This is a genomic window from Xanthobacter dioxanivorans (genome assembly GCF_016807805.1).
GTDB lineage: Bacteria > Pseudomonadota > Alphaproteobacteria > Rhizobiales > Xanthobacteraceae > Xanthobacter > Xanthobacter dioxanivorans.
The window spans coordinates 5650825-5662820 of the sequence record NZ_CP063362.1 but is presented as its reverse complement, the minus strand read 5'-3'; the positions used below and the strand labels follow the sequence as shown (position 1 = coordinate 5662820).

Annotated in this window: 9 protein-coding genes; 6 read left to right on the top strand and 3 right to left on the bottom strand. The window is 72.4% G+C overall.

Features of this window, described 5'->3' with window-relative positions; translation table 11 throughout:
• Window positions 1–3: 3 nt before the first annotated feature.
• Window positions 4–804 (bottom strand): LysR family transcriptional regulator, encoded by an 801-nt coding sequence (locus EZH22_RS26355; protein WP_203193329.1) that lies wholly within the window; start codon window positions 802–804, stop codon window positions 4–6.
• Between the two features lie 213 nt (window positions 805–1017).
• Here EZH22_RS26355 and EZH22_RS26350 point away from each other — a divergent pair, with 213 nt between their 5' ends.
• Window positions 1018–2664 carry a GMC family oxidoreductase gene (locus tag EZH22_RS26350; RefSeq protein WP_203193328.1) on the top strand — a complete coding sequence of 549 codons (1647 nt, stop codon included), beginning with the start codon at window positions 1018–1020 and terminating at the stop codon, window positions 2662–2664.
• Window positions 2665–2674: 10 nt separating this feature from the next.
• Here EZH22_RS26350 and EZH22_RS26345 read toward each other — a convergent pair whose 3' ends face one another.
• On the bottom strand, window positions 2675–3355 hold the full coding sequence (locus EZH22_RS26345; RefSeq protein WP_231711161.1) for a gamma-glutamylcyclotransferase: 681 nt from the start codon (window positions 3353–3355) through the stop codon (window positions 2675–2677).
• A 233-nt stretch (window positions 3356–3588) separates the two neighbouring features.
• On the opposite strand from EZH22_RS26345, the gene EZH22_RS26340 reads away from it, so the two are divergent.
• The 4 genes from EZH22_RS26340 (at window position 3589) to EZH22_RS26325 (ending at window position 10003) form a co-directional block, all read left to right on the top strand.
• Window positions 3589–5520, top strand: coding sequence for a hypothetical protein (locus tag EZH22_RS26340; RefSeq protein ID WP_231711160.1), 1932 nt, complete (start codon window positions 3589–3591; stop codon window positions 5518–5520).
• Window positions 5521–5647: 127 nt separating this feature from the next.
• Window positions 5648–7129 carry a PEP/pyruvate-binding domain-containing protein gene (locus EZH22_RS26335; protein ID WP_231711159.1) on the top strand — a complete coding sequence of 494 codons (1482 nt, stop codon included), beginning with the start codon at window positions 5648–5650 and terminating at the stop codon, window positions 7127–7129.
• Between the two features lie 197 nt (window positions 7130–7326).
• Window positions 7327–7788, top strand: coding sequence for a (2Fe-2S)-binding protein (locus EZH22_RS26330; protein WP_203193324.1), 462 nt, complete (start codon window positions 7327–7329; stop codon window positions 7786–7788).
• A gap of 4 nt (window positions 7789–7792) precedes the next feature.
• Entirely contained in the window at window positions 7793–10003 is a 2211-nt protein-coding gene (locus tag EZH22_RS26325) for a xanthine dehydrogenase family protein molybdopterin-binding subunit (RefSeq protein ID WP_203193323.1), read from the top strand.
• 93 nt (window positions 10004–10096) lie between these two features.
• On the opposite strand, the gene EZH22_RS26320 is transcribed toward EZH22_RS26325, so the two are convergent.
• Entirely contained in the window at window positions 10097–11173 is a 1077-nt protein-coding gene (locus tag EZH22_RS26320; RefSeq protein WP_203193322.1) for a hypothetical protein, read from the bottom strand.
• A gap of 122 nt (window positions 11174–11295) precedes the next feature.
• Between EZH22_RS26320 and EZH22_RS26315 the strand changes: the two genes are divergently transcribed.
• Window positions 11296–11994, top strand: a complete 699-nt coding sequence (locus EZH22_RS26315) for a TIGR00266 family protein (protein WP_203193321.1) — start codon at window positions 11296–11298, stop codon at window positions 11992–11994.
• Window positions 11995–11996: the final 2 nt, after the last annotated feature.

Here is an 11996-nt window from a genome sequence, read left to right as displayed (position 1 = left end):
GCATCAGCGCCGGATGAAGATGGCCCGGTCGGCGCGCACGGTCGCGGTGACGGCGTCCAGCACCGCGCGGATGCGGTTGAGGCGCCGCAGGTCGTCGTGCACCGACACCCAGTAGCTGCGGGTGAGGCGGAAGGCCTCCGGCATCAGCGGCACCAGCTCCGCGTGGCCGGCGGCGAGGAAGCCGGGCAGGACGCCGATGGCGGCGCCGCACAGCACCGCGTTCACCTGCGCGATCACGCTGGTGGAGCGGATGACCGGGGACACCTCGATGCCGGTATCGGCGGCCGAGAAGTTCAGGGCGTTGGTGAACAGGAGGTCCGGAATGTACCCGGCCAGCGCGTGGTCCTTCAGCTCCGCCAGCGCCGCCGGCCGGCCGCGCCGGGCGAAATAGGCCGGCGTGCCGTAGAGGCCGAGGGTGTAGTCGGTGAGCTTCTTCACGCTCACCTGCCCCGGTCCCGGCCGGTCGAGGGTGATGGCGATGTCCACCTCCCGGCTCGCCAGCGAATAGGTGCGGGGCAGGGCGACCAGCTCGGTCTCCAGCTTCGGGTTGATGACCGAGAGCTCGGCGAGGCGCCGGGCGAGGTAGCCGACCCCCAGCCCCTCCGGCGCGCCGATGCGCACCCGCCCGGCCACCTGCATCTCGTCCTCGCCGAGGCCGACGATCTTGCGCAGGACGATGGATTCGATCTCCTCCGCCGCCTGCGCCAGCTTCTGGCCCTGCTCGGTGATCACCGTGCGCCGGCCGGCGCGGGCGACGAGGGCCGCGCCCACCTCCTTCTCCAGCCGCGCCACGCGCCGGCCCACGGTGGTGTCGTCGATGCCCAGGGCGCGCCCCGCCCCGCCATCCGCCCCGCGCGGGCGAGCTGAAGGAAGATGCGCAGATCATCCCAATCCATGGGGCGTCCCAATCCATGGCCAAACGCCTGCAAATTTGCAGAATGGAACCGACCTTATCGGCATTGAGTGCAAATTTCCAAGCTGGGATGAGAGATCAAGCAATAAGGGAGGAGCGCCGCGATGGAACGGTTGGACGGGGATTACGACTATATCGTCGTCGGCGCCGGCACGGCCGGCTGCATCATGGCGAACCGGCTCTCCGCCGATCCGCGCAAGCGGGTGCTGATTCTGGAGGCGGGCGGCAAGGACAACTGGATCTGGTTCCACATCCCGGTGGGCTACCTGTTCGCCATCGGCAATCCGCGCGCCGACTGGATGTTCAGGACCGATGCGGAGAAGGGCCTCAACGGCCGCGCGCTCGCCTATCCGCGCGGCAAGGTGATCGGCGGCTGCTCGGCCATCAACGCCATGATCTCCATGCGGGGGCAGGCGGCGGACTACGACCACTGGCGCCAGCTCGGCCTTTCCGGCTGGGGCTGGGACGACGTGCTGCCGGCCTTCAAGCGGCTGGAGGACCATTTCCTCGGCGAAAGCGACGTGCACGGCGCCGGTGGCGGCTGGCGCATCGAGGCGCCGCGCATCTCCTGGGACGTGCTGGATGCGGTGGCCGCGGCGGCGGGGGAGATGGGCATCCGCCAGGTGACGGACTTCAACACCGGCGACAACGAGGGCGCCGGCTATTTCCACGTGAACCAGAAGAACGGCCGGCGCTGGTCGTCGGCGCGCGGCTTCCTCAAGCCGGCTCTGTCACGGCCCAACCTGCGGCTGGAGACGCAGGTGCTGGTGGACCGTCTCGTGGTGGAGAACGGCCGGGCGGTGGGGGTGCGCTACGTGCAGAACGGCCGCGCCATCGAGGCGCGCTGCGCCGGCGAGGTGATCCTGTCCGCCGGCGCCATCGGCTCGCCGCAGGTGCTGCACCGCTCCGGCATCGGCCCCGCCGACTGGCTGGCCCCGCTCGGCGTCGACATGGTGCTGGACCGGCCGGGAGTGGGGCGCAACCTGCAGGACCATCTCCAGCAGCGGGCCATCTACAAGGTCTTCGGCATCCGCACCCTCAACGAGACCTACTACTCCCTGCCGCGCCGGGCGCTGATGGGGGTGGACTACGCGCTGCGCCGGCGCGGGCCGCTCACCATGGCGCCGTCCCAGCTCGGCATCTTCACCCGCTCGGACCCGCGGCAGGAACGGGCGAACATCGAGTTCCACGTGCAGCCTTTGTCCCTCGACAAGTTCGGCGAGCCGCTGCACCGCTTCCCCGCCATCACGGTGGCCGCCTGCAACCTTCGGCCCACCTCGCGGGGCCTCGTGCGCATCACCACCCGCGCCCTCGACGCGGCGCCGCAGATCGCACCCAATTACCTGTCCACCGACGAGGACCGGCAGGTGGCGGCGGACGCCATCCGCGTGACGCGCCGGCTGATGCGCCAGTCCGCGCTCGCCCCCTACCGGCCCGAGGAATATCTGCCCGGCCCGGCGGTGGGCGACGACGATGCGGCCCTCGCCAAGGCGGCGGGCGATATCGGCACCACCATCTTTCACCCGGTCGGCACCGCGAAGATGGGGCGGCCGGACGATCCCGGCGCGGTGGTGGACGAGCGCCTGCGGGTGATCGGCATCGGCTCGCTCAGGGTCATCGACGCCTCGATCATGCCCACCATCACCTCGGGCAATACCAACACCCCCACCGCCATGATCGCGGAGAAGGGCGCGCGCATGGTGATCGAGGATGCCACGGCGGGCGCCTCCGCCGCCCCGGCGGCGGCCTGAGGGCGCGCCGTCAGGCGTCCGTGTCGCGGGCGGCGGCGACGCGGGCGGCGAGGTCTTCCAGCACGGGATCCGGGATGCCGTGGTCCCGCAGCCCCTCGCAGGTGGCGAACAGATAGTCCGCCGCCGAGCCGATGGCGCCACAGGCAGTGGCCAGCCGGCGCACGGTCTCCTCGCCGGGGAGCCCGCCGGCATACTGGCGGCTGTCCCGGTTGATGGTGAAGGCGATGGCGCCGCCGAATCGGGTGCCTTCGGCATCGAGCAGGTCCACCCAGCGCGGCACGTAGGCGCCGGAGAGCATCTCCCGCCGCCAGAGCAGGGTCAGCTCGCCCTCCAGCGCGTCCTCGGCGAGGCGCAGGGCGACGCCGTCGCAGAAGCCGCCCTCGTCCAGGGCGAGGGTGAGGCCGGGATTTTCCACCGTGCCCCGCCCCAGCGGCGTGGACAGGCAGAAGGCCCGGTGCCAGCCCTCGATCCGCGCCGTGCGGTGTTCCACCGAGCGGATGGTGGGGTTCCAGATGAGCGATCCGTAGGCGAAGAGCCAGGCATCGCCGGCCGGGCGGGCATCCAGCGTGGCACGCAGGGATGCGGCGCGCTCCGCTTCGGTGAGCACGGGCAGGCTTGGCGCATCGCGCGCCACAATGGCGTCGATGCCGCCGGATTCGATCAGTTCGCGGGTGAGCAGGTGCATCTTCATGGCCATCCCGCGAAGATATAATCAAGAATCGGGCCATTTCCACCTCCGCCTCGCCGCGGCGCGCGGAGGCGGCGAGGCGGGGGCTGTCGTCTGGCTGTCAGAATTCCGGCCTAGAGCCGAGCCGGACTGGCACGGGCTTGGCGGATGCGTTCCAGCCATTGGATCGGGAGAGGGCAGGGCGCCGGGTCGTCCGGCGGCCAAGGGCTTCCATCGCGATCACGGGGATGCACGGGATGAAGAAGACGCAGATCGTCGAGGAGCTCGGGGAAGGCGGGCTGCTGCTTCCGGGGCTCATCGAGACGGCACTCCAGGCCAACGATCGGGCCAAGCTGCGCATGACCGCCCTGCAGGAGGCCGTCGCCCGCGCCAGGGCGCCGCGGCGCCCGCTCCCGGTCCTCGACGCCGAGGCCCGGGCCGCCGGCGCCGCCGACGATGCCCTGGATGCGGCAGTCGCTGGCGCGCATGCCCTTTCGGGCGGCAGCACCGCCATTCCCGGTGCCGGGCGGCTGGTGGGCGGCATCCTCGACGACATCGCGCTGATGGCGGCGCCGCTCGATGCGGCCCGCGCCGACGCCGCGCCCGCCTTCGCCGCCCGCCTGTCGGGGCTGCGCGCCGTGCTGGCCGCCATCGCCGGCGACGTGCTGGACGCGGCCGCCCTCGCCCGTATCACCTCCGCCCGGCGCGGCGGGGAGGACAGCGCCCACCTCCTGGTGATGGACCTGCACAAGGGGCTGAACCAGCTCGCCGCCAGCATCGCGGTGGAGACCATCGCCGGCGCCCATGCCCTCGGCGTGGCCCGCGAGGACCGCCCGCGCATCGAGGCGTTCATGCGCGGGCTGGCGCGCACGCGCGGCCTCGCCTTCGGCCATCCCGGCCTCGACACCACGGCGAGCCGCAGCGGCGGGCGGCTGATCCTCCAGAACGACATCGGCACCACCGACGCCCACGTCATCATCGTCGCGGTGGAGGGGCGGGCGGTCACCGTCACCTACACCGACGTGCACCGCTCCCGCGCCAGGTTCTTCATCTCCCTGTTCCAGGACTTCGCCGCCGAATGGACGCCGCTGGCCGAGCGCAGCGCCGAGGGGCTGGGCGATGCCGGGCGCTTCTACCTGGTGACCGGCCGCTACACGGCGGAGGCGGATGCCGGCCTCGATGCGTTTCTGGAGGCGGTGGGCGCCCATCTCGTCTTCCTCATCGACTGGAACAAGGCCCGCAAGGCGCTCCAGACCTTCGTGGACAAGGCGACCGCCATCCGCCTCCTGCGCGATGCCGCGCGATCGAGCCACGGCCACCGGGGCTTCCTGGAGCTGGGCGGCGCGGAGCTTGTGTTCGACGCCGTCCGGCACTCCGCCGAGGGACGCGTGCCCTACGGCGCCCGGCTCGACCGCATCCTCGGCGCCGCGGCGGTGGCGCGGCTGCTCGGCGAGGTGCTGCGGCTGACCAGCGCGGGGCTCGCCGCCCGCCGCTCGGTGCGGCTCATCCGCGACGAGGTGCGGGCCGAGCTCGCCGGCTCCTTCGGCTCGGCCGAGCAGGAGCTGCTGTCCCTGGCTTTGCACCAGCTCGGCATCGCCCGCATGCTGGCCTCCGACGTGGCCGCCGCCTTGATCGCGCCGGACAGCGCCGAGGCCGTCCGCGCCGACTTCCGCGATCGGGCGAAGCGGCTGGAGGAGAAGGCCGACCGACAGGTGCTGGCGGCCCGCGATCTCGCCAGCGGGCCGTTCGGGCGCGGCAAGGGCTTCCTGCCGGTGAGCGAATGGGTGGAGGAGGCCAACGACGCCTTCGAGGAGGCGGCGTTCCTTTTGAGCGCCGCCCGCATGCCGCGGGATGGCGGAGCGCTGGAGCCGCTGGCGGACCTCGCCGCCGTGGCCATCGCCTGCTGCGGCGACCTGGTGCGGGCGGTGGCGGCGGCCTGCGAGGGGCCGGCGGGCCAGCGCGAGGACATCACCGCCGCGCTGGAGGCCATCGACGCCGTGATGGAGGGCGAGCGGCGCGCCGACAGCGCCCAGCGCAGGGTGCTGGCGGCGGCGCTGGGCACAGCGGCGCCGGCGCAGACGCTGCTGGCGACGATCGAGGTCGCCCGCGCCCTCGAAACCGGAACCGACCATCTCGCCAGGGCGGCCCTGGCGCTGCGGACCCATGTGCTCGAGGAGGTCGTGTCTTGACCCGCAGCCCGTCCCATTCTGGCCCGCGGCACGCGGCGCCGCCGCTCATGGCCTTCATCGGCCCGGGGGCGACACCGCCGCCCTGGCGGCGGCCGACTTCGGCTCCAAGGCGGCGCAGCTGTGGCGGATGCACGCCCTCGGCCTCAACGTGCCGCCGGCCTTCGTGCTGTCCACCGCCCTGTGCGCCGGGGAGCGGTCGCGGAAGGGGGTGGATCGCCTTCTCGCCGACGGCGTCGCCTATCTGGAGCGCGTCACCGGGCGCGGCTTCGGCGACCGCCGCCGGCCGCTCCTGGTCTCGGTGCGTTCGGGCGCGGAGAAGTCCATGCCCGGGATGCTGGAGACCGTGCTCGACGTGGGCATGAACCCGGATACGGTGCGCGGCCTGATGCGCCTCACCGGCAATCCCCGGCTCGCCTTCGATTGCCGGCGGCGCTTCATCGAGGGCCATTGCGAGGTGGTGGCGGGGCTGCCGCGCGGGCCGTTCGAGGAGGTCCTGCGCACCCTGCTCGCCGCCGAGACGGCGGCGTCCGACCGCGAGCTCGACCCGGACGCCCTCGACCGGCTCGCCGATCTCTACCTGGCGCTCGCCGCCGACCGCTTCGACTGCACGGTCCCCACCGATCCGATGACGCAGCTCAAGGACGCGGTGGACGCGGTGTTCCGCTCCTGGGATGCGCCGAAGGCGCGGGAATACCGGCGCCTCAACCATCTGGAGGGGCTGAGCGGGACGGCGGTGACGGTGCAGGCCATGGTGTTCGGCAATGCGGGCGTGCGCTCCGGATCGGGCGTCGCCTTCTCGCGCGATCCCGCCACCGGCGCGCCGGGGATTTACGCCGACATGCTGTTCGAGGCCCAGGGCGAGGACGTGGTGTCGGGCCGCCGCCAGCCGGTGGGGCTCGCCCGCCTCGACGCGGCGCTGCCGCAGGTGGCGCGGGAGCTGGCCGAGGGCGTCGCCGCGCTGGAGGCCGCCTATCGCGACGTGCAGGATGTGGAATTCACCATCGAGGAGGGGCGCCTGTTCTTCCTCCAGACCCGCGCCGCCAAGCGCACCCCGCGCGCGGCGCTGAAAATCGCGGTGGACCTCGTCGCCGAAGGCGTACGCACGCCGGCGGAGGGCCGGGCCCTGCTGGAGGGCGTGGACCTCGACGCGGTGGGGACCTCGCGCTTCACCGGCACGGCGGAGGCGGTGGCGCGGGGGGTTCCGGCCTCGTCGGGAACGGTCAGCGGCCGCATCGCCTTCGATGCCGACGCGGCGCGGCGGCTCGCCGGCGCGGGCGATCCGGTGATCCTGGTGCGGCCGGACGTGGCGACGGACGACATCGCCGGCCTCGCGCTCGCCGCCGGCGTGCTCACCACCGTCGGCGGGCGGACCGCCCATGCGGCCGTGGTCGCCCGCCAGCTCGGCCGCGCCTGCGTGGTGGGCTGCGGGGCGCTCGCCATCGACCTCGCCACCCGCCGCGCCCGCCTTGGCGCGGCCGACGTGGCCGAAGGCGACTGGCTTTCCCTCGATGGCGAGGCGGGCGCGGTGTTCCTGGGCCGCCGCGAGATCACCGTGGAACGTCCGCAGGAGCAGCTTGCGATCATCGCCGGCTGGCCGGCCGGGGCCTGAGACCGGGCGGCCGGCGGCCTGCTCCCCGTATCGTGACCGGCCCCTGTCTGGAAACATTCGAGCCTGGGCGATAACCTGCGCGTGCAGGACATCCGCGTCGGGGGCGGCGCCATGTCCTTTGGGGGTGCGTCGGATCGCACCCCACGCTCCTCAACGATCGCACAGGCTTCACTGTGCTTCTCACACATGAGGTTTCCATGGCCGTCACACTTACTGTGAACGGACAGGCGCGCACCATTGACGCCGATCCCGATACGCCCCTCCTCTGGGTCCTGCGCGACGAGCTCGATCTCGTCGGCACCAAGTTCGGCTGCGGGCAGGCCCTGTGCGGCGCCTGCACCGTGCATCTCGACGGCACGCCCGTGCGCTCCTGCCAGACGGCATTGGGCGACGTGGGCGATGCCAAGGTGGTCACCATCGAGGCCGTTTCCGGCCGCGAGGCGGAGGCGGTGAAGGCCGCCTGGACCAGCCTCGACGTGGTCCAGTGTGGCTATTGCCAGTCCGGCCAGATCATGTCCGCCGTGGCGCTGCTCGCCGAGAACAAGAAACCCACCGACGCCGACATCGACAATGCCATGGACGGCAATGTCTGCCGCTGCGCCACCTATCACCGCATCCGCGCCGCCATCCACGACGCGGCCCGCCGGCTGGAGGCCTGACGCCATGCACCTGCTCCAGAACCTGGAAGACGGCGCCTTCGCCGCCGTGGCGGCCACGCTGCGCTCCGCCGCCGAGGCGCCCCTCTCCCGCCGCTTCGTCCTTGCCGCCATGGGCGGGGTGGGCGTCGGCCTGATGCTGGGCTTCGGCGCCCCGGCCGAGGCCGCCGAGGCCGGCGGCACAGCCTTCAATCCGTTCGTCCGGATTGCCCCGGATGGAACCGTCACCGTCATCATCAAGCATCTCGACAAGGGGCAGGGCACCGCCACCGGCCTTGCCACCCTCGCCGCCGACGAGATGGATGCCGACTGGTCGAAGGTCACCACCGAGTTCGCTCCCGCCGACGCCAAGCGCTACGGCAACGCCGCGTTCGGCGGCGCCCAGGGCACCGGCGGCTCCACCTCCATCGCCGCCAGCTACGACGTCTACCGCAAGGCCGGCGCCGCCGCCCGCGCCATGCTGGTGGCCGCCGCCGCGCGGCAGTGGGGGGTCGATCCCTCCACGGTGAAGGTTGCCAACGGCGTGGTGAGCGCCGGCAACCGCAGCGCCGGCTTCGGCGCGCTGGCGGAAGCGGCCGCCAGGGAGGCCGTGCCGGCCGAGCCGGCGCTGAAGGCGCCGTCCGCCTTCACCCTCATCGGCAAGGAAGGCGTGCACCGGGTCGATAATCTGGCCAAGACCACCGGTGCCCGCATCTACACCCAGGACCTCAAGCTGCCGGGCATGCTGGTGGCGGTGGTGGCGCATCCGCCCCGCTTCGGCGCCAAGCCGACGCGCTTCGATGCCGGCGCCGCCAAGGCGGTGAAGGGCGTTTCGGACGTGGTGATGGTGCCGCAGGGCGTCGCCGTGCTCGCCACCACCACCCACGCCGCCATCAAGGGCCGCGACGCCCTGAAGGTGGAATGGGACGAGAGCGGCGCCGAGACGCGCAGCACCGCCGACCTGGTGGCCGCGTATCGCGCCGCCCTGGCCAAGGCCGGCACCGTCGCCGAGGCCGAGGGCGACGTGGACAAGGCCCTGGCCACGCCGGGCGTGAAGCTGGTGGAGGCGGAGTTCGAGTTCCCCTACCTCGCCCACGCGTCCATGGAGCCCATGAACGCGGCGGCGCAGCTGAAGGACGGGGCGGTCACCATCTGGACCGGCTCCCAGTTCCCCTCCGCCGACGTGCCGAACGCGGCCCACGCCGCCGGCGTTCCGCCGGAGAAGGTGGTGATCAACACCCTGTGGGCCGGCGGCAGCTTCGGCCGCCGGGCGCTGGCCAGCTCCGACTTCGTGGTGGAGGCGGTGGCCATCGCCAAGGCCCACGGGAAGGGCGTGCCGGTGAAGCTGGTCTGGACCCGCGAGGACGACATGAAGGCGGGCTATTATCGCCCGCTCTACCTGCACAAGGTGCGCGCGGCGGTGGATGCCTCGGGCAAGCCGGTGGCGTGGCATCACCATGTGGTGGGGCAGTCCATCCTCGCCGGGACCTTCTTCGAATCGGTCATGGTGAAGAACGGCATCGACGAGACCTCCGTCGAGGGCACCCACGGCGGCTACGACATCCCCAACCTGAAGGTGGAGCTCACCTCCATGAAGACCGGCGTACCGGTCCTGTGGTGGCGCTCGGTGGGCCACACCCACACCGCCTATGCGGTGGAGGTGATGATGGACCAGCTCGCCCGCGCCGCCGGGCAGGACCCGGTGGCGTTCCGCCTGGCCCACGCCAAGGACGACCGGCTGAAGGGTGTCATCCGCCTCGCCGCCGACAAGGCGGGCTGGGGCACGCCGCTGCCGGCGGGCGTGACGCGGGGCATCGCCGCCCACCGCTCCTTCAACACCTATGTGGCGGAGGTGGTGGAGCTCTCCCTCGCCGACGGCGGCATCAAGGTGCAGCGCGTGGTGGCGGCGGTGGATTGCGGCCGGATCGTCAATCCGGACGTGGTGCGGGCGCAGGTGGAGGGCGGCGTCGGCTTCGGCCTGGGCGCGGCACTGCACGACGCCATTACCCTCGACAAGGGGACGGTGGAGCAGGCGAACTTCGACACCTACGCCCCGCTGCGCATGTCGGAGATGCCGAAGGTGGAGGTGCACATGGTCGCCTCGGACGCCGCGCCCACGGGCATCGGCGAGCCGGGCGTGCCGCCGCTGGCGCCGGCGGTGGCCAACGCCATCTTCGCCGCCACCGGCCGGCCGGTGCATCGCCTGCCGTTCGCCGGCCAGAGCTTCAAGCCGGCCTGAGCGGCGCAAGCGCCGCTGCTCTCACTTGGGCCTGAGCGGCGCGCAAGCGCCGCTCTCTCACATGGGGGTTGAACGGCGCGCAAGCGCCGCTCTTCACGGGGCCGGGGAGCGGGGGCGGAAGCCCACCTCCCCGGCGTCCGCATCGAACAGATAGTCGAAGGCATTGAGGGCCCGCACCGTGGTGTTCACGAACGGGGCGCGCGGGTTCCTGCCCATTCTGCCCGCCCCCACCAGGATCACCCGCTCCGGCACCACCGGGTCGGCGCGATCGCCCACCGTGAAGCCATAGGCCGGCGCGCCTTGCCCCTCGCCCGGCGAGACGGCGAGGGCGACGCCGTCCGCCAGCACCGTGGCGCCGCGCGGGTCGAGGGTCGCGAGCCCCGCCGTCTGCGCGTCCGGCAGGGTGAGGAACATGGTGGTGACGCCGGTATCCATCAAAAGCGATCCACAGGCGGCTGGCGCGCGGCCGTCCAGGGCGAGGCAGACGGGCGTCGCCGCCCAGTCGCCCGTGGGCGGGTCGGCCTTGAGCTTGACCAGGCGGAAGCCGGCCTTGTCGGCCGCCGCGAGCCCCACCGTCACCGATCGCCGCCCCGCCACATAGCCGCGCCCCAGGGCCCCGAGCCGGTCCGGCGTGCCCATGCCCGGGGCATTGAGGAAGGGGTTGCCCCGCGGGCCCGTGCCCGGTGCCTCGTCACGGGTCCGCGCAAAGCCGATGCCGAGCATGGCCACCCGCCGCGGCGCCTTCACCGGGGTGCAGGAGCGGGCGGCCCGCAGGCAGTCGATGCGCGTCACCGCGAGAATGCGGATGGGCCGGGTGGTGAAGCGTGTGCCGTCCGCGCCCACCACCGTCACCGGCGCCTCCACATACACGCCGCGCATGATGCGGCCGGAGGAGGAATAGGTGAGCTTCCCCGGCCCCAGCACGGGCAGGGTGTCGAAGTCGGCGATGGAGGTGGCGGAGATGACCACGCCGGTGGAGCCCGTATCCATCACCGCCCGGTGCACCTCGCCGCCCACGGCAAGGCCCAGAGTGGGCGGCCGGCGGATCGGCTCGCCGTCCGCCGGCGCGTTGAAATAGGGCAGGGTGACCGCCTGCTGGGCGGCGGCGGGAGCACCGGCGAGGGCCGGCAGAAACGCAAGAAAAAATGCACGAAAGGCGAGCCGTCTCACGATTTTTTCCCTCTCATGGCCGGGGCTTCGCCGGTGTCGCCGATTCCCATTCGCTGATGCCGCCTTTAGCCTGTCCGAACCGCCACCGTCCCGGCGCGCTGCCGGGCAGACCCGAGGATCGCATGCGCAGCGAGATTTCCGGCACCACGCTTCCCGTGCTCACCGTAACGCTGGAGGCCGGGGAGACGATCCTGGCCGAGACCGACCGTCTCAGCTGGATGACCTCCAACGTCGCCATGCGCACCACCACGGGGGCGGGCGGCGCCTCCGGCTTCTTCGGCGTCCTCGGCCGCGCCATCTCCGGCGGCGGATTGTTCATGACCGAGTTCACGGCGCAAGGTGGGGAGGCCCTCGTGGCCTTCGCCGCCACCGTGCCGGGCAACATCATCGAGACGCATGTGGCGCCGGGCCAGGGCTTCCTGGTCCACCGCCACGGCTTCCTCGCCGGCGCGCCGAGCTTGTCCGTCGGCGTCGGGGTGCAGCAGTCGCTGGGGGCGGGGGTGTTCGGCGGCGACGGCTTCGTGCTCCAGCGCCTCACCGGCGAGGGCACGGCCTTCATCGAGCTGGGCGGGGAGATCGTGAGCTACACGCTCCAGGCCGGGCAGGACCTTCTGGTCCATCCGGGCCACGTGGGCATGTTCGAGGAGAGCGTCGGCTTCGAGATCACCACCGTGCCGGGGGTGAGGAACATGCTGTTCGGCGGCGACGGCCTGTTTCTCGCCCACCTGACCGGACCCGGCAAGGTGTGGCTGCAGACGCTGACGGCCGCCAAGCTCGCCCATGCGCTGCGGCCCTACCTGCCCGCCGGCGAGCATCGCTGAGG